At 60.7% G+C, this 17,149-nt stretch carries 16 protein-coding genes; 6 read left to right on the top strand and 10 right to left on the bottom strand.

From position 1 onward, the window contains the following. The first annotated feature begins 3 nt into the window (after positions 1 to 3). Positions 4 to 912 carry an FAD:protein FMN transferase gene (locus QO231_RS17320; RefSeq protein WP_316779232.1) on the top strand — a complete coding sequence of 303 codons (909 nt, stop codon included), beginning with the start codon at positions 4 to 6 and terminating at the stop codon, positions 910 to 912. Positions 913 to 950: 38 nt separating this feature from the next. Here the strand turns inward: QO231_RS17320 and QO231_RS17315 are convergent, their stop codons facing one another. The 8 genes from QO231_RS17315 to QO231_RS17280 all read right to left on the bottom strand — a co-directional run bounded on the left by QO231_RS17315 (position 951) and on the right by QO231_RS17280 (position 9,935). Beyond that, complete coding sequence (locus QO231_RS17315) at positions 951 to 1,253, bottom strand: SH3 domain-containing protein (protein ID WP_316779229.1); 303 nt, start codon at positions 1,251 to 1,253, stop codon at positions 951 to 953. 206 nt (positions 1,254 to 1,459) lie between these two features. Further along, on the bottom strand, positions 1,460 to 3,256 hold the full coding sequence (locus QO231_RS17310) for an ABC transporter ATP-binding protein (RefSeq protein WP_316779226.1): 1,797 nt from the start codon (positions 3,254 to 3,256) through the stop codon (positions 1,460 to 1,462). Beyond that, the gene (locus QO231_RS17305) at positions 3,253 to 4,158 is read right to left on the bottom strand and encodes an ABC transporter permease (RefSeq protein WP_316779223.1); all 906 of its coding nucleotides are present in this window, start codon (positions 4,156 to 4,158) and stop codon (positions 3,253 to 3,255) included. The genes QO231_RS17310 and QO231_RS17305 overlap by 4 nt, the downstream gene beginning before the upstream one ends. Further along, positions 4,158 to 5,096: an ABC transporter permease gene (locus QO231_RS17300; protein ID WP_316779219.1), complete on the bottom strand. Its 939-nt coding sequence runs from the start codon at positions 5,094 to 5,096 to the stop codon at positions 4,158 to 4,160. Before QO231_RS17300 ends, QO231_RS17305 begins: the two co-directional genes overlap by 1 nt. Positions 5,097 to 5,151: 55 nt before the next feature. Continuing rightward, on the bottom strand, positions 5,152 to 6,693 hold the full coding sequence (locus tag QO231_RS17295; RefSeq protein WP_316779217.1) for an ABC transporter substrate-binding protein: 1,542 nt from the start codon (positions 6,691 to 6,693) through the stop codon (positions 5,152 to 5,154). Between the two features lie 50 nt (positions 6,694 to 6,743). Next, positions 6,744 to 7,457, bottom strand: coding sequence for an SDR family NAD(P)-dependent oxidoreductase (locus tag QO231_RS17290; RefSeq protein WP_316779215.1), 714 nt, complete (start codon positions 7,455 to 7,457; stop codon positions 6,744 to 6,746). Between the two features lie 13 nt (positions 7,458 to 7,470). Next, positions 7,471 to 8,631 (bottom strand): NAD(P)/FAD-dependent oxidoreductase, encoded by a 1,161-nt coding sequence (locus QO231_RS17285; protein WP_316779213.1) that lies wholly within the window; start codon positions 8,629 to 8,631, stop codon positions 7,471 to 7,473. Beyond that, complete coding sequence (locus QO231_RS17280) at positions 8,628 to 9,935, bottom strand: NAD(P)/FAD-dependent oxidoreductase (protein ID WP_316779210.1); 1,308 nt, start codon at positions 9,933 to 9,935, stop codon at positions 8,628 to 8,630. Before QO231_RS17280 ends, QO231_RS17285 begins: the two co-directional genes overlap by 4 nt. 92 nt (positions 9,936 to 10,027) lie before the next feature. Here QO231_RS17280 and QO231_RS17275 point away from each other — a divergent pair, with 92 nt between their 5' ends. The 4 genes from QO231_RS17275 to QO231_RS17260 all read left to right on the top strand — a co-directional run bounded on the left by QO231_RS17275 (position 10,028) and on the right by QO231_RS17260 (position 15,445). After that, positions 10,028 to 10,933, top strand: coding sequence for a LysR family transcriptional regulator (locus QO231_RS17275; protein WP_316779206.1), 906 nt, complete (start codon positions 10,028 to 10,030; stop codon positions 10,931 to 10,933). 620 nt (positions 10,934 to 11,553) lie between these two features. Further along, a complete protein-coding gene (locus QO231_RS17270; RefSeq protein ID WP_316779203.1) occupies positions 11,554 to 13,122 on the top strand; it encodes a BCCT family transporter in 1,569 nt (522 codons plus the stop codon). Positions 13,123 to 13,135: 13 nt separating this feature from the next. Continuing rightward, positions 13,136 to 14,974 (top strand): glycine betaine ABC transporter substrate-binding protein, encoded by a 1,839-nt coding sequence (locus QO231_RS17265; RefSeq protein WP_316779200.1) that lies wholly within the window; start codon positions 13,136 to 13,138, stop codon positions 14,972 to 14,974. A 12-nt stretch (positions 14,975 to 14,986) separates the two neighbouring features. Next, positions 14,987 to 15,445, top strand: coding sequence for a universal stress protein (locus QO231_RS17260; protein ID WP_316779198.1), 459 nt, complete (start codon positions 14,987 to 14,989; stop codon positions 15,443 to 15,445). A 69-nt stretch (positions 15,446 to 15,514) separates the two neighbouring features. Here QO231_RS17260 and QO231_RS17255 read toward each other — a convergent pair whose 3' ends face one another. Then, positions 15,515 to 15,943 carry an RrF2 family transcriptional regulator gene (locus QO231_RS17255; RefSeq protein WP_316779195.1) on the bottom strand — a complete coding sequence of 143 codons (429 nt, stop codon included), beginning with the start codon at positions 15,941 to 15,943 and terminating at the stop codon, positions 15,515 to 15,517. Between the two features lie 125 nt (positions 15,944 to 16,068). On the opposite strand from QO231_RS17255, the gene QO231_RS17250 reads away from it, so the two are divergent. Next, complete coding sequence (locus QO231_RS17250) at positions 16,069 to 16,773, top strand: 5-formyltetrahydrofolate cyclo-ligase (RefSeq protein ID WP_316779192.1); 705 nt, start codon at positions 16,069 to 16,071, stop codon at positions 16,771 to 16,773. Here the strand turns inward: QO231_RS17250 and QO231_RS26165 are convergent. Continuing rightward, the gene (locus QO231_RS26165) at positions 16,698 to 17,132 is read right to left on the bottom strand and encodes a DUF488 domain-containing protein (RefSeq protein ID WP_394356622.1); all 435 of its coding nucleotides are present in this window, start codon (positions 17,130 to 17,132) and stop codon (positions 16,698 to 16,700) included. The two genes, QO231_RS17250 and QO231_RS26165, sit on opposite strands and share 76 nt — an antisense overlap. Positions 17,133 to 17,149 lie beyond the last annotated feature (17 nt).

Below are 17,149 nucleotides of genomic sequence, written 5' to 3'. Positions count from 1 at the left end.
ACCATGACCAATCGCCGCCGTTTCCTTGCCATCAGCGCCGCCTCCATCGCCTTGCCAGGTGGGGCGTTCGCACAGCCGGTGCATGTCTGGCAGGGCACCGCCCTTGGTGCCCGCGCCTCGCTGCATCTGGCTCATCCCGACGCCCAGGCGATCTGTGCCCGCGTCGCCAGCGAGATCTCCCGGCTGGAAGATATCTTCAGCCTTTTTCGCCCCCACAGCGCGCTGTCAGAGCTCAACCGGAGCGGTACATTGCAAGGCCCGCCGTTCGAACTGTTGGAATGCCTGTCACTGGCCGGTGCGGTTCATGCCGCGAGCGGACGGCGGTTTGATCCGACCATCCAACCACTCTGGGCGAGCTATGCCGAGGCTTCGGCCCTTGGCAAATTGCCCGAAGATCGTGCGCTTGCAAGGGCACGTACACTGACGGGTTGGGCCCACGTCTCGTTGGAGCCCGACAGGATTTCCATGCGACCGGGCATGGCGCTGACCCTGAACGGCATCGCGCAGGGATATGTCGCGGACCGTGTTGCCAGCATGTTGACCGCCGAAGGGCTGACGAACATACTGATCGATACCGGCGAGATCCGTGCCCTCGGTGGACGGCCCGGTGGCGGTGCCTGGCGCGTGCAGCTTGCGGCAGGCGGCGAGGTTTCCATATCCACCCGTGCGCTTGCAACGTCAGCGCCACTTGGCACCACGTTTGACGAGGGCGAAACTGTGGGGCACATCCTTGATCCCCGCACGGGTCTGCCCACGCAAAGCAACTGGCGCGAGATCACGGTTTCCGCAAGGTCCGCCGCGCTTGCCGACGCGCTATCGACCGCCTCTTGCCTCTTCCAGAGCCGCCCGGAAATTGAGGCGTTTCTGGCCGAGTTTACAGATGCCAAGCTTGAAGCGGCCTCAACGATCTGAGACCCCTGCATTCAACTGGCGACTTGCCCCGATTTGGTTCAAATCTTCTGCAGATAGGCCCAGGAGACATATCCCTTGACCGCGCGCGATTGCTTGAGAGAGACCTTGCACCAGCGCGTGCCACCGGTCTGATCGCAGCCGTGAAGCCGCACGACGGTGCCATTTGGAAGTCCGAGCAGGATCTTGTAGCCAATTCCCGGCCCCGCGCGCAATTTCAACATGTCATCATCCTCGACGCCGATGACTTCATGCAACCCAAAAGGCCCGGCTTCTGCCGGTTTGGTGGCCATGACCGTTCCCAGAACGGTCGCCGCAAGCACGGCAAAGACGGCTCTGCGCATGGTTCTCTCCTGATACTCTGCCTCGGGCGCACTGTAGGCCGTTGCGCCGTCCGCATTCAACTAGATTGGCGCGCTGTGCCAGCGGGATATCAAGTTTCGCTCGCTTAGAGTGTTTCGCGTTCAATTTGGGTCATCTGGTATCACCTAACGCGTTGAAATCTATGATTTCAGGCGGCGTTAGATGATTCAGGTCTACTGTGAATTGCTCAATGGTCGGCGACAAAGTGATCCGGCCCGACCTGTTCCATTGCTCGCAGGGGCGGGGTCCAGTCCAGAGGGCGCACCGGGCTCTTCAACTCGTCTGTGATCAGGTTGCGGCGATGGCCCCTGCTGGAGGGGTCCGGCACCGGCACCGCTTCGATCAGCTTGCGCGTATAGGGATGGCGCGGGTTGGCCAACACCTCGGCGCGCGGTCCGATCTCGACGATCTCGCCCAGCAGCATGACCGCGATCCGGTGGCTGATCCGTTCCACCACGGCGATGTCATGGCTGATGAACAGGTATCCGACACCCAGCTTCTGCTGCAACTCCAGCATCAGGTTCACCACCTGTGCCTTGATCGTCGCGTCCAGCGCCGAAACCGATTCGTCCGCCACGATTAGCCGGGGATTCAGCGCCAGCCCGCGGGCAATACATATCCGTTGCCGCTGCCCACCGGAAAACTCGTGCGGAAACCGCAGTGCATGTTCGGGCGGTAGTCCGACAAGGTCGAGCAACTCGGCTATCCGAACGTCGATCTCTGCCCCCTGCGCGATCCCGTGCACGCGCAGCGGCTCGGCGATGGCGGCCCCGATCGACTTGCGCGGGTTGAGCGAGCCGTAGGGATCCTGAAAGATCATCTGCATCCGTTGCCGGACCTGGCGCATGGCCTCGGGGTTGGCCTGCATCAGCGACTGTCCCTCGAAATGGATTTCGCCCGCCGCTGGCTCGACCAGCCTCAGGATCGAGCGCCCGGTGGTCGACTTGCCACATCCGGATTCTCCGACCAGTGCCAGCGTCTCTCCGGCGCGCACGTTGAATGACACATCCTCGACCGCGTGGACGTTGCCGTTGATCCGACCCAACAGTCCGCCGCGCATCGGGAACCGCGTTGTCAGACCCTTGACGTCAAGGATCACGTCGCCCCGGGCGTCCGGTTCGTTTGCAGGTTCCGCGCCCGCTCCGGTAAGGTCCATCTTGGGGAACCGCCGTGGCGTGGCGCTATCTCCAAGGCTTCCCAAACGTGGCACCGCGCCCAGCAACATCTTGGAATAGCCCTGTTTTGGCGCCGCGAAGAGTTCGGCGACCGGGGCCTCTTCGACCTTGTCACCCTTGAGCATCACGACCACACGGTCCGCGATTTCGGCCACCACACCCATGTCATGGGTGATGAACATCACCGCAGTGCCGGTCTCGGCCTGCAAATCGCGGATCAATTCCAGAATCTGCGCCTGGATCGTGACGTCCAGCGCTGTCGTCGGCTCGTCCGCGATCAACAGCTTGGGCTGACAGGCGAGTGCCATCGCGATCATCGCGCGCTGTCGCATTCCGCCCGAATAGCTGTGCGGATGTTCGTTGGCGCGACGTTTGGCATCAGGAATGCGCACCAGATCGAACAGGCGCAGGGTTTCGGCATTGGCTTCTGCCATGCTCATGTCGCGATGTTCTCGCAGCACTTCGGCGATCTGAAACCCCACCTTCAGCACCGGGTTCAGGCTGGTCATCGGTTCCTGAAAGATCATACCGATGTCATTTCCGCGCACCTTGCGCATGGCCGTGTCGTCCAGCTGCAGCAGGTCGGCCCCGTCCAGCCGGATCGCGCCCGTAATCCGGCCCATGTCTTTCTGAATCAACTGCATGATTGACAGGGCGGTGACGGATTTCCCGGACCCGGATTCACCGACCACGGCAACTGTCTCGCGACGATCAATGTCGAAACTGATATCTCGGATCACCGGCACCCACGTACGATCAACCCGGAACGATGTGGTCAGCCCGTCAACGGACAGAAGCGGGGCACTCATCCTTCACCCCGCAGTCTGGGATCGAGCGCATCGCGCAGCCCGTCACCCAGCAGGTTCAGAGCAAAAACCACGACCAGGATCACGATCGACGGGAACAGCGCCAGCCAGAAGCTGTCGAGAATGTTCTCGAACCCTTCGCGGATCATGCCGCCCCATGTGGCGGTGGGCGGGCTGACGCCCAGCCCGACAAAGGCCAGCGAGGCCTCGACCCGGATAGCGGTGGCCAGCCACAAGGATCCCATGACAAGAATCTCCGGAGCGATATTTGGAAGAATATGACCAAACATCAATCTGGTATCGGAATATCCTAATGCGCGCCCCGCCTCGATGAACTCGCGGTTCTTGACCGCGATGGTGGGGGCACGGGCGATGCGGGCAAAGGGTGGGATCGAGGTCAGCGCGATGGCGATCACCAGATTCGCCACCGACGGCCCCAGCATGGCCACCACGATCAGACCGAGGATCAGCGAGGGAAAGGCCAACAGCACATCCATCGTCTGCATGATGATGATATCGGTGCGCCCGCCGACATATCCGGCCACCAGCCCGATCACCGATCCGATGACCAGAGCGGCGCCGATGGCCATGATGCCGATGGTCAGCGAAATCCGCGCGCCCCACATTATCCGCGACAGGGTATCACGGCCATAGTAATCAGTTCCGAACCAATGTTCCGCCGATGGTGGTTTCAGCCGGTTCAGCACATTCTGATCCAGCGGGTCATAGGGTGCGATCCACGGTGCCAGCAGCGCGATCAATGCGATCAGCAGGAAGAGACCCAACCCCACCCACGAGGTCTTGTTGGTGTTGAATGCGCGCAGCATCCCGTCAGTCGCAACAGCAAGTGACCGGCGCATGTAGGCACCGCGCGACAGGGTCGGAGGAGAATTTGGATGTGCCATCAGTATTTGATCCTCGGGTCAATCAGCCCATAGGTGAGATCGGTCAGCAGGTTCACCAGAACCACGATCAGCGTGTAGATCACCATCATGCCTTGCAGCATGGTATAGTCGCGCTGATTCAGCGCCCCGATGATCAGCTTGCCCAATCCGGGGCGGTTGAACACGATCTCGGTCAGCACCGAGTTGCCGATCAAGATGCCCAGATACAGCCCCACCACCGTGACCACCGGGATCATCGCGTTTCGCATGCAATGGCGGCGGATGATGACGGCAAAGGCCAGCCCCTTGGCATGGGCGGTGCGGACATAATCCTGATTGAGAACCTCCAGCATCGCCGAGCGGGTGACCCGCGTGATATACGCAGCCATGATCAGGCCCAAGTTGATCGCCGGCAGCGCCAGGTTTTGCAGTCGCTCACCGAGGCTGCCGCCCTGACCCGAACTGATCACCGGGAACCAGCGAAGGTGAATTGCGAAGACCAACAGCAGCAAAACGGCCGAGACGAAGGCCGGAAAAGACAGCCCCAGCAACGAGGCCATCCGCGTGATGTAATCGGGCAGCTTGTTACGTTTGACCGCCGACCAGACCCCCAGGGGGATCCCGACCACCGCACCCAGCACGAGCGAGGCGAGAGTCAATTCCAGTGTCGCGGGCAGCACCTTGGCAATCTCCTGGATCACCGGGCGCCCCGAGACCAGCGAAACGCCCCAATCCCCGACCATGACTCCACGCAGGAAGTCAAAATATTGCAGGATCAGCGGCTGGTCCAGCCCCAGACGCTGACGCAGCGCGATCAGCGCCTCCTGGCTGGCCTGATCACCCAGGATCGCCATCGCCGGATCGCCGGGCAGTATGCGCACGATGAAGAACACGATGGTCAGCACCGCAAACAGCGTGATCACGGCAAAGCCAAGCCGTTTCAGAACAAATGCAGTCATGTCATCCGCCTTTGTGGCACCGGGCCATGCGGCCCGATGCCTGTTACGGTTTCCGTCAGTCTTTGAAGGCCGCTGCTTCGGTCACCGGTGGGCTGAGATTCAGCGACCCGTTGACCTCGGTTCCCAGGTCCAGATTGTCGTTCCAGGCCCAGAGCTGCAAACTCTGCACCACCGGAACGGCACAGACCTCTTCCATGATTTTGGCCTGTGCGCTGGCCCACAACTCGGTCTGCTTGGCCGGATCCGTGGCCACCCGCGCGCCTGCGATATCATCGTCTGCCACCGCGCAATGCGAGAAGTTCGCAACCGCGGTCGGGGTGTTCACCGTGGCATCGGAATGGAAGAACTGCGACAGATACACATCCGCGACGGGGAAGCGGGCGGCGGCGTAGTGCACGACCTGGCTCATGTCCTTGCGGATCTGTTCGTGGAACGTGGCGTGTTCGACGGTTTCGATCTCCATGTTGATGCCCGCATCGCGCAGCATCGACTGCACCGCCTCCATCGTCGACAGCATACCCGGCAAGGTCGTGTGAATCGCCTTGATCGTCACCCCGTCCGGAAATCCGGCCTCGGTCAATAACGCCTTGGCCTTGTCGATCGAGTACTTGTAGGTCGGCACCTGATCGGTGTAGCCCATGTTGCCCTCGGGCACCGGCGAGATCGCCGCCAGCGTCACGTCAGGGCCTTTGAACTGAACCATCGCGTCACGGTTGATCGCATGGGCAAAGGCCTTGCGCACCCGCACGTCATCCAGCGGCGGCATGGTCATGTTCAGGTGCAGGACTGACATTTCGCCCGGTTTCATCACCGAAACCTTGGTGCCCGGCAGCTTGCTGATCCGCTCGGACCAGGTCTGGTCCTGCTTTCCATAGATCATGTCGATTTCGCCAGACTGGAACGCCAGATCGCGCGAGGCATCCGACGGGATATAGCGATAGAAGATTTCCTTGATCTTCGGCTCGCCCCGGAAATACTCGGGATTGGCCACCAGTTTCACATATTGCTGCGGCTGGTATTCATCGAACATGAACGGGCCGGTGCCGATCGGCGTGCGTTGATAATCTTCGCCCAGGGCCTCGACCGCATCCTGACAGACGATATTGCCGCCGTGATAGGGCACCAACATCCCCAGAAGGCTGGGTACCGGGTTCTTCAGCTTGATCGTCACCTCGTAGTCGCCGGTGGCCTCGACACTGTCAAAGGCGGCAAAATCCTTGGCAAAGGACGATTGTTCGGGGTTGGCCGAGCGGCTCAGCGAATACACCACATCGGCCGCGTCGATCCCGCCATAATCGCCGTGGCACTCAACGTCCTGGCGCAGGGTGAAGACCCAGGTCAGACCGTCCTCGGACGCGGTCCAGCTTTCGGCAATGTCGGGTTCGATGAATTCCGGGCTGGATTCACCCGGCTTGATCCGCACCAGCCCGTTGAACATCCAGTGCAGCAGGCCCTTGTCGGGCGTTGATGTCGCCACGTGCGGGTCCAGTTTTCCGGCATCGGCGCTCCCCATGCCAACGTTCAGCGTGGTCCCGGCGGCAAAGGCGCCGCTGGCCGAAACCATTCCGGCACAGGCCAGTCCTATCAGTCTATTCATTAGTGTGTCCTTTCTGTTGGGGGTCGTTTCTTGTTTCTTGTTCGTAGAGTTTAGAGCGTATCCTCCAGGCGGCAGTTTACCAGCATTTCAGCCATCGCGGCGGTATTCGGCAAAGCAATCGCGGTTGCCGCGAGTTCGGCCAGATCGCGAGGATCGATCATTTCGGCCTGGCTGACCTCGGTGACGTTCACCGTCAGATCCGTTGCCACAAAGCTGGGGCATATGGCAGTGGCGCGGACGCCGTGATCCCAGCCGATGCGCCGTGTGCCGTGCGTCAGCGCCAGAACCGCGTGTTTGGTCATGTTATAGGCAATGTTGTCGTTGCGCACGCGTTTCCCGGACAGCGATGCCACGTTGACGATGCGCCCGGATCCTGCCGCCTTCAGATGTGGCAGGCAGATCCGTGTGAGAAACAGCGGCCCCTTGACGTTGATCGTCCACAACGCATCCAGATCGGCCTCGTCACCGGCTTCAATTGAAAAGGTATTGCTGGTGCCTGCGTTGTTGACCAACGCATCCAGTCGCCCGAATTTTTCAAGAGTCGCTGCAAGCCAGATGTCGTGGCTTGTACGGTCATCGGCCTCGTACCTTGCGCACAGCAGCCGCGCACCAGGCTGATCGCGCAAGGCGTGTTCCAATGCAGCGACATTGCGGGCTCCGACGCTGACCGAATAGCCTTTGGCATGGAGAAGCTGCGCAATTGCCAGCCCGATGCCGCGGCTGCCACCGGAAACCATGACGACGCGGTCGGTTGGTTCGATCATGTTGTTTTCCTCTTTATCCATGCAATGTCAGTGGCGCTGACCCGCTGGATTTCGCGAACCGCTCAAACCCGAAGGCATCCAGGGAGAACTGCGGTGTCTGGTCCTGCGCCAGATCGGCGGCCAAAGGCCCGGTGACGGGTCCGATGCCAAAACCGTGTCCGGAGAAGCCTGCCGCGACAATCAGATTTTGCGCCCCCGGAACGCGGTCGATGACCGGCAACCCGTCCGGTGTCAGGTCCAACGCCCCCGCCCAGATACTGTCGATTTCGGCGTCTGCGAAGGCGGGCAAGACAGCACTTACAGTTGCAATCGTTTCCATCACGCGCTGTGCTACGGGCCGAATGGCGGGTTTGCCATCGCGCTCGCACAGTTGGGTGGACGCGTCTTCTGCGCCGCTTGTTACGCGGAAATGCCCCGACGGCTCCTGCCGTGCCGCCATGTTGGCATTCGCTACGCCCAGCACCGGGGCCAGTGTTGCCTCACATCGCGCCGAGCGTAAAACGGTCACGACAGGGAGGCGCAATGGTATCGTCTGTCCAAGGGGTTCAAGCAATGAATTGACTTGGGTCCCGGCCGCCAGGATGACCACACCGGGAGAGATGCTGCGCCTGTTGGTTACCACGCGCGAAACGCGTCTGTTGTCTATCGTCAGCTCCTGAACGGCCTCGCCGATGGAGATCTTGGCGCCCAGCTTCTGCGCCTTGTTCAGATAGGCATTCACCGTCGCAACCGGATCGGCCTGCCCATCCGTGGCGCACCAGGACGCCGCTTTGACCATGTCGGAAAGGCCGGGGGCGATCGCTCTGATATCTCCAATATCGGACAGCAACTCCAGCGGCAGGCCCGCAGCCGTCTGATCCGCCACAAGCGCGCGAATGGTCTCCACTTCCGCAGGGGTGCGCGCCAGCCGCAGGTTGCCGGTCTGACGGTATCCGGTCGGTGCCCCAAGCCGCGCGTCCAGGTCGCGCCACAGCGCGACGGCGGCCTGCGCCAATGGCAGCTCCGCGGGATCGCGCCCGGATTGGCGCACGCCTGCCAGCGTCCAGCCCGAGGCCATCGCCGCCGGACCATAGCGGTCAACCACCTCTACCGACACACCGGCCTCGGCCAAGGCAAGCGCAGCAGTTGCCCCGGTAATACCCGCGCCGATGACAAGGACGTCCGGGTTGCTCATGCTGCGGCCTTTCGGCTGAATCGCATGGGCGAAAAAGCGTCCGGATCGACGATGGGGCTCTCGCCAGTGACCATCTGCGCCGCCAGCAGGCCGGCTCCTGGGCCAATGCCGAAGCCGTGGCCGGACAGACCTGTCACGACCGTTAGCCCGTCATGGCCCGCGACCGGACCAATGGCCGGAATTTCATCCGGCACCACGTCGATCATGCCCGCCCAGCTTTCGACGGGTGCCACCCCCGAGAATTGCGGAAACAGGGATCGCGCGCTCTTCATGACGTCGGCCAGCAGGGCCTTGTCGGGAGACGGGTCAAGCACCCGGACACGTTCAAACGGGCTGATGGCATCCGCCTCCCACCGTGCCGTGCCCAAGGGGCCGAAAAACTGTCGTCCTGCGCGAATTTTCATGATCTGCCACCGATCCCGCAGCATTGGCAGATACTGCGGCAGATAGTGAAACGCGGCCGGGATCAGCTGAAATTCCGCCGCACCGCTGCGGGCGACGGTAAAGCCCCCGTCGTTGCGAGGCCGGATCGATACGCGTTCTGATCCAATGGCCCCGGTGCAGGGCACCGTCGCCGGGGCAGTTCGCAAGACCGAGGACTTGATGGCGAGTTGGGGAAAGGAGACGCCGATATTCTCCAAGAATCCACGCGACCAGACCCCACCGGCCAACACAACATTCGTGCTGGCAATGAGGCCATGCTCGGTAGCAACGCCACTGACCCGCCCGGCGCTGTGTTCGATCGTGCGCACTGCGCAGTCTTCAAAAATGCGAACGCCCTGCGCCCCGGCATGGCGGGCGAGGGCAGGGACCGCAAGGGCAGGTTCGGCCACCGCATCCGACGCCGTGTGTAACGCTCCGAGGAACTGTTGATCATTTCGGCCTAGGAACCTGTCGGTTTCATTCTCGGTCAGAAGCATCGAATCCAGCCCGAAATGTGCGTTGCGTTCGAGCCAGTCGGAGTGCCTCTGCAACTCGGCGGGCGAACGGGCAAGATAGGTCGCTCCGCATTTGCGATAGCCTATGTCCTCGGCCATCTCACTGGCGAGTTTCGCCCACAGGCGCGCACTTTCGATCATCAAGGGCAATTCACGATGGTCGCGCCCCATCTTGCGGATCCATCCCCAGTTGCGCGACGATTGCTCGCCTGCGATCCGTCCCTTTTCGCACAACACCACGGATACGCCGCGCAAGGCCAGGAACAACGCAGTGGACACACCTGCCACGCCGCCGCCGATCACAACCACGTCGGCGGTCTTTGGCAAGGGGTTCGCGCTGCCGGTTCCGGATGATGCCAAGGTCACAAAGACCGCTCCTGCAATGTCACGCTTACATTGACGAAACAGAACCCATATAAGTCAATTAGATGTTCGTTTGACCGCTATAACAAAACCTTATGGTGAAAATGCTCAGCCAACGCGCCCTGGAGGCCTTTCGAGAAGTCATGCGCTGTGGCACGATTTCGGGTGCCGCAGAAGAAATGCGGGTTTCGCAGCCCGCCATCAGCCGGCAAATCCGTGACCTCGAGGACCGGCTGGGCCTGTGCCTGTTCACCCGTCATGGCGGACGAGTCACGGCAACGCCCGAGGCGCATGAATTCTGGACGGAAGTCGAACGAAATCTGGTCGGGTTGAAACAGATCGAACGCGCGGCCGAGCAGATCAAGCGCGGCCAGCGCTCGACAATAACTGTGGCGGCCGCACCGGTGTTCGCCTTGACTGCCCTGCCAGAAGCGGTTGCGGTCCTGCATCGCCAGCAACCGCGGATGACGACCAGCTCCTTGTCGATGACAACCTTGCCCGTGGTGCGTCAGGTTGCGCTCGGTCAATGCCAGGTCGGGTTTGGCATGCGAACCCACCACAAGTTCGAGACGGATTTGGTCTGCGCCGGCGCATTGCCCTATCGGTTCATCGCGCCGTCCGATCATCCCTTGGCGGAAAAACCGTCGATACGGGTCGCGGATCTCGAAGGACAAGACCTTGTCGGGTTCGAGGATTCCACCCAGACGGGGCGCAATCTGGACCGGCTCTTTGCCGGAATGGCAAATCCGCCGCTGGTGCGTTTTCGCAGTTACCTGTCGCATATTGTGTCAGTCATGGTGTTGCGCGGTCTAGGGATCGCTCTGGTGGATCCGTTCACCGCAGAAACGCATGAACAGATGGGAGGCATTTCGCGCCCGTTCCTGTCGGGGGAGCGGTTTGAATATTCCATCATCAAGGCGATTGGCGCCCAATTGAGCAGCGAATGCAACGAGTTGATCGAAACCTTCGAAAGCCTTGCGGACCGTCATCGAATAGACTGATGTCAATGCGGTTGTTCGCGCGTCAATCCCAGAATGGCAGCCAATCGGTTCGATCCTGGCATCGAAAACGGCCCCCGGCGGTATTGTCCGGGCCGCCCAGAAACTGCGCGACCAATTCGGCTCGAAACCGGTGGACGCCGTCGATGCCGTCCACAACCAAAACGATCCGAACCGCTGCGATCGCGATGCTTCTCACAGAAGCCCTTGCCCGTCGGGAAACCGGCCTGCGGCAGACGCCAGTTTCTGATCGCGCCCGCTGATCTTGGCGCCGGTGACCTTGCAATGTGAAAGGCGTGTCGGTGTGAAGGATTTGTCGGTTTTACCATCACGATTCGACGCCGTTGCATCGGGAGCGCGTCGAGAAAATGCTGTGCCATCGCATTCCCTTAGCTGTCGCCAAGATGCCCGGTTAGGCGGCATCCGACGACGTCATAGAATGGACGGAAACACCTTCAAAACCTACCGGATGTGGCGATCAGGCAGCGAAATCAAACCACTGCGGACCGGATCCCGGATGCCTCTTATTGCTGTATTTCGGAATGATCCGATCTCGCCGGGGTAGATTAACACTTTCATTTCGGCTTTACTCTGGGTCAACAGGGTAAGCCGTGGAGGGCGCGATGTCAGATGATCCGAACCAGCGGGGTTTGAATGTTAACTTCGTGTTTATCGTTTCGATGGCCATCTGTGCCGGGATTGGCATCTGGGGTATCGTTGACCCCGACAGCATGACCGGATCGATGCTGGGTTTCGTGAACTACATGCTGACCGGGGTCAGTTGGGCCTGGCTCGCTATCTGCTCGATGTTCCTGTTCCTGTCGCTCTATCTCGCCTTTGGCCCCTATGGCCATATCCGTCTTGGTGCGGATGACGAAGAACCAGAATTCTCGACCGTGTCCTGGATTGCCATGCTGTTCGCGGGCGGCATGGGCTCCGGGCTATTGCTCTGGGGTCCGGCGGAGCCCATGTATCACTTCGTGTCACCTCCCGGCATGGAAGGCGAGACGATGGAGGCGGCGCGACAGGCGCTGGTCATTACCAACCTGCACTGGGGCTTTCACGCCTGGTCGATTTACGCAGTCTGCGCGCTGGTGATTGCCTATTTCACCTTTCGCAAAGGCCAACCCTCAATGATCTCGACGCCGATCAAGGCTGTTTTCGGCGGCGCATTTGGAGACGGCATGGGCAAGACCGCTGACATTCTGGCGGTGCTGTCAGTGGTTTTCGGATTGGCCGGATCACTGGCGATGGGGACACTCGCGGTGCGCTCGGGCACCTTTTATGCATTCGGCTTTGACGAAACCGTAACCACCTCGATGATCATCCTAGGGGTGCTCTTTGTCTGTTACATGCTGTCGGCTACGACCGGTGTCGACAAGGGCATCAAGATCCTGTCCAACATCAACATGGTCATCGCCATCGCGATCATGCTGATGGTGCTCTTCGCCGGGCCGACCCGGTTCCTTTTCGAGGTGTTCATCGACTCAGTCGGCAACTATTTTTCCGGCCTGATCACCATGAGTTTCCGATTGTTCCCGTTCGAGGACCTCGGCGGCTGGTCGGCGGGATGGACGCTGACCTACCTGATCTGGTGGATTGCGTGGGGGCCGTTCATCGGCATTTTCGTGGCCCGGATCTCTCGGGGCCGCACGATCCGTGAATTCTGCATGGGCGTCATCTTTGTGCCAACCGTGTTCTCGATGCTCTGGTTCGCCGTGTTCGGCGGTGCCGGGTTCTATGTCGAGATGTTCGGTGGCGGCGGGCTGAAGGAAATCATCTTCGAGGATGCAACCAAGGCGCTGTTCGCCTTCCTCGAATACTTCCCTGCGGCGCAAATCCTGCAAACGCTGGCAGTGGCGCTGATGTTCATCTTCCTCGTCACCTCGGCTGATTCAGGCACTTTCGTGCTGTCGATGATGACCACCGACGGCAACCTCAACCCGCCGGTCCTCCAAAAGATGGTCTGGGGCACGCTGATCGCGGCGCTGACCGTAGGCACATTGATTTCGGAATCGGTTGCCGTGGCCAAGGCGATGGCGGTGACCGGTGCGATCCCGTTCACGGCGATCGTATTGCTGCAACTCGTCGGCTTCTTTCGAGAGATCAAGCACGAGGTCAAACCGCCGAAACCAATTGAAGCCCGGGGCGAAGGGGTCGGACGTGGCCGCGCTGCGCCGCCGGCTGAATGAGGGAGGGACAACCATGAGACGTTTTCTTGCGATGATCTTTTCCCTGACGTTCTTCCTGGCAGCGTGCGACGACGGAACTCCCGATCTTCGGATCGGGGCCAAGAACTTCTCGGAAAGCCGTATTCTGGCCGAGATGATCCTGGCTCTCGCCGAAGAACAGGGCGTGCCCACCTCCGGGATCGTGGACTATCCCACAACGCCGGCGATCATGGCGGCGATCAAGGAGGGCTCGGTCGATATCTATCCGGAATACAATGGCACCGGACTCGTAATGCTGGGTCAGAACCCCATCAGTAACGGGTCCGAGGCAACCGCGCGGGTCAAAGAGCTCTACGGCCCGCTTGGGCTGACCTGGCTGGACGGTTTCGGGTTCGCCAACAATTACGGTATTGCGATGCGCGCCGATCTCGCTGCTGAACGTGGGCTAAAGTCGATATCCGATCTGGTTCCTTCCGCAGGCAGCCTCGCGATTGCGGTCGAGGATGATTTCACCGTGCGCCCATTGGACGGGTTGGAACCCTTGACCCAACGCTATGGCATGAACTTTGGGAATGTCGATATTGTCCCACTGGATGATCGCGAACTGGTCTATGACAAGCTCTTGAATGGCGATGTGGACATAGCAGAGGTCTATACCACCGATGGCCAGATTTCGGAATACGGGCTGGTGCTGCTCGAGGACGATCTGAATTTCTTCCCGATCTACGACGCATTGCCGTTTGCACGGGCAGAGGTCCTGTCACGCTATCCGCAACTCGGCCCGGCAATATCGGTATTGGCCGGAAAGATCACGCCTGACCTGATGCAATCGCTGAACGGGCGCGTCGATCTGGAAGGGCGTTCACCTCGTGCGGTGGCCCGAGATGCGCTGGCGCGGATGGATTTGATTGATGCGGGGGCAGTGCAGACGCAGGATCCGCTGGTGATCGCGACCGAGGCAAACTTTGCCGACAGCCCACAGGGGGCGCTGGTTTTGCGCGCGGTGCAAAAAGCCTTTACCGGGCGTGATGCGCAATATCAGGACGACGACAACCCGCTGGCGACGGTTGGTGCCGGCGATGCGCGTCTGGCGCTGGTGGGGGCGGAGGCCTTTTATGATCTGTCAAGTCCCGCTCCAAAGCGGTCGTCGGGTTATGAGGCCGTGGCCGCCGTGGGGCAGAGCGTCGTACATCTGATTGGCCAGCGCGACGCGGTGTCTTCTCTGGCAGAGATCAAGACCATTGCCGTCGGTGGCGAAGGCAGCTCGTCGTCGCGGATTGCCGAGTTGGTGATTGGTGGCCTCGGAATGACTGCGCAAGCAGTTCCGGTCGAGGGTGGCACCGCCGAAGTGCTTGCGGCGGTCACGAACGGTACGGCAGACGCCGCTTTGGTCATGACCGTCGACGGCGATCCGGCAGTGGCCGAGGCGATGGCCGATCGTAGCAAGCGCTTGTTCTCGCTTGATGGCTGGAGCGACGGCGCCAACCTCGTGCGCTATCCGTTCCTGCGCGAAGCACGGATCGCTGCGAACACCTATACCGGGCAATTGACGCCGGTCGAGACGCTGCGCACCCAATTGGTGCTTGCCGGACCCGCGCCCGAAAAAGGCGATGTGGTTGGCGATCAAGGACCGGCAGCGGTGGCGGTTGAACTGAAACCGATCACGGCCTCTGCGGTGAAATTGCTGAACGCGTCGATTCCCGGCAATCTCGCGGTCGACCCGGCCTTGCCGCTTGCGGCCTCGCTTGCGCCGGAATTGCCGCAACCGCCGGCTGCGCTCAACCCGTCCCCCGGCACGTCGATCCTGAGTCTGGTTCTCGTCGTGTTCTTCATCTGGTTGGGCTGGCTGCTGGTCCGGCCGGAATATCGCTGAGGAGAAGCAAACATGCCAAACAGGATTCTGGTCCCGATCGACCTGAGAGACCCGGAGAATACCGCTGCAGTGCTTGCCGGTGCGGTCAAGCAGTGGAACACCATGAAAGACCCCGAACTCATCCTGATGACCGTGGTGCCCGAAATGGTCGCGGGTCTGGACTGGCGCTATGCGATCCGGGGCGAAACCGGTGGTTCCGAAGAGTGGGATGTGAAAAAAGCGCTGAAGGCGACCGTGGCGCGGTTGAACGACGTGGCGGCGGAACAGATCCCGGATGGTGTCACCTTCAAAACCCTTGCGCGGCATGGCAGCGTCTATGAAGAAGTGCTGGAGGTTGCAAAGGACCTGGATGTCGATCAGATCGTCCTTGGTGCGCACCGACCGAGATCCACCGATTTTCTGCTTGGCACCAACGCGGCCCGCATCGTGCGCCACGCCACTTGCTCGGTCACGGTCGTTCGAGGCCAGTAGATACGCCAGACAGAGTGGACAATGCCCCGTGTGGCCGTGGACGCGTCATGTTGCGCAGTGCCCTGAAGGCTAGCGCAAACCGGCGGGTACGCCGCGCGACGGCGCCAGGACCACATCTGCCAGAGTCGATCGGTCGAGCGACGCTAGGAAGGCGGTTTCGGCAATGCGCAACCGGCCTTTCAGCCCGCAATGGCCATCAAGACTACAGTCTCCTCCTGACTGGAAACACTCCACAAGCACTTTGCCTTCTTCAAGGATGCGAACGATTTCGCCCAGCTTGATGTCCTCGGGTGGCCGTTTCAAGATAGCCCCGCCGCCGCCGCCACGACGGGTTTCGACGATCCCGACCTTGGCCAGTTTCTGTATGATCTTGGTCAGGTGATGGCGCGACAGACCAAATTCCTCGGCCAGTTCCGCAGTTGAAAAGACCCGTTCCGGATCACTTCCAAGCCGCATCAGCATCCGCAGTCCATAGTCGGTGAAGGAGGTTAGTCGCATATGCCATTTCCATAAACTCGTATTTACAGTACTGATTAGCAGGCCTAGACATGGTTTTGAAGTTCGAATGCCATTGGATCCTCCACGCCTTCGGCTTTGTCGGTATTTCCGTTGGGGGAATTTGGATGGCGAACGATCCGGACAGCTTTGGGCGCCGCAGCGGATTTTCCTCACCACCCTGTCTGGCTGCGGAGATTGCTCCGGACTACTTTGATCCGCTTGGCGTGGACCCCGGTCAGGCGCGGGACGTGGCACGATGGCGAAAATCGGAACGCGCCCGGTTGCGAGATATTCGAAAGGCGCTCAGATCGGGCGAGCGCAGAGAGATCGCGGATGCGTTGATAACTGGGCTGCGCCCGGTTCTGGATGACCGTCTGCAAGGATCAAATCTCCGGACGGTTTCGTTTTATTGGCCGATACAGAACGAGCCGGACCTGCGGCCCCTGATGACCGAACTCTCTACAACCGGCGTCGATATTGCCCTGCCACTGGTCGAGACCAAGGCAGCCCCGCTGGTGTTTCGGCGCTGGACGCCGGACACGAGGATGGTGCGCGGGCACTGGAACATTCCTGTACCGCCGGGCGATGCACAGATCGTGATACCTGAACTGGTTCTGGCCCCGCTGGTCGGTTGGGATAGCGAGGGATATCGACTCGGCTATGGTGGTGGATATTTCGACCGCACCTTGGCGTCGCTGCCGAACAAACCCTTTGCCGTGGGTATCGGGTTTCACGCGGCCAAGCTTGCCACGATCTATCCGCAACCCCATGATATCGCTCTTGACGTGATCCTGACCGAACAAGGGATCCAGATCACGCCAGACAGCTGACTTGCACCGGGGTACCTTTGCGCTGAAATCGACGCGTGGACCGCCGGATGCATTGGTCGTGCCGTGCAACAATCGCAACACACGGGGGTCAGCGGGCCGGAGCATTCGGTTTCCTCCTTCTGGCGGCAAGTCGGATACGCCTGCAAGACATCTGCCTCATTCCTGTCGCGGTCCTTGGCAGCGAAAAGCAGGATCACAGCCCTCTTTCGGCACCACGCGAGGCTCTCCCCGACGCGAGCGTCATTCCGTGACAATTCGTGCAGGTAGCGGTGGCGATGCTCTTTCCACCTGTCTGGATCATGATCGAACCAATTTCGCAAAGCTTCGCTGGGCGCGCCGACCCGGCGTTTGAAGCGCAGACTGCCATCTGTAGTAT

The organism is Sedimentitalea todarodis, from assembly GCF_032595355.1.
Classification (GTDB): domain Bacteria; phylum Pseudomonadota; class Alphaproteobacteria; order Rhodobacterales; family Rhodobacteraceae; genus Sedimentitalea; species Sedimentitalea todarodis.
This window is presented reverse-complemented; position numbering and strand designations above follow the sequence as displayed.

Bases quoted from the DNA above. Each gene is read 5' to 3' on its own strand.
- QO231_RS17320 (WP_316779232.1), top strand. From the start codon at position 4: ATGACCAATCGCCGCCGTTTCCTTGCCATCAGCGCCGCCTCCATCGCC.
- QO231_RS17315 (WP_316779229.1), bottom strand. From the start codon at position 1,253: ATGCGCAGAGCCGTCTTTGCCGTGCTTGCGGCGACCGTTCTGGGAACG.
- QO231_RS17310 (WP_316779226.1), bottom strand. From the start codon at position 3,256: ATGAGTGCCCCGCTTCTGTCCGTTGACGGGCTGACCACATCGTTCCGG.
- QO231_RS17305 (WP_316779223.1), bottom strand. From the start codon at position 4,158: ATGGCACATCCAAATTCTCCTCCGACCCTGTCGCGCGGTGCCTACATG.
- QO231_RS17300 (WP_316779219.1), bottom strand. From the start codon at position 5,096: ATGACTGCATTTGTTCTGAAACGGCTTGGCTTTGCCGTGATCACGCTG.
- QO231_RS17295 (WP_316779217.1), bottom strand. From the start codon at position 6,693: ATGAATAGACTGATAGGACTGGCCTGTGCCGGAATGGTTTCGGCCAGC.
- QO231_RS17290 (WP_316779215.1), bottom strand. From the start codon at position 7,457: ATGATCGAACCAACCGACCGCGTCGTCATGGTTTCCGGTGGCAGCCGC.
- QO231_RS17285 (WP_316779213.1), bottom strand. From the start codon at position 8,631: ATGAGCAACCCGGACGTCCTTGTCATCGGCGCGGGTATTACCGGGGCA.
- QO231_RS17275 (WP_316779206.1), top strand. From the start codon at position 10,028: ATGGTGAAAATGCTCAGCCAACGCGCCCTGGAGGCCTTTCGAGAAGTC.
- QO231_RS17270 (WP_316779203.1), top strand. From the start codon at position 11,554: ATGTCAGATGATCCGAACCAGCGGGGTTTGAATGTTAACTTCGTGTTT.
- QO231_RS17265 (WP_316779200.1), top strand. From the start codon at position 13,136: ATGAGACGTTTTCTTGCGATGATCTTTTCCCTGACGTTCTTCCTGGCA.
- QO231_RS17260 (WP_316779198.1), top strand. From the start codon at position 14,987: ATGCCAAACAGGATTCTGGTCCCGATCGACCTGAGAGACCCGGAGAAT.
- QO231_RS17255 (WP_316779195.1), bottom strand. From the start codon at position 15,943: ATGCGACTAACCTCCTTCACCGACTATGGACTGCGGATGCTGATGCGG.
- QO231_RS17250 (WP_316779192.1), top strand. From the start codon at position 16,069: ATGGCGAACGATCCGGACAGCTTTGGGCGCCGCAGCGGATTTTCCTCA.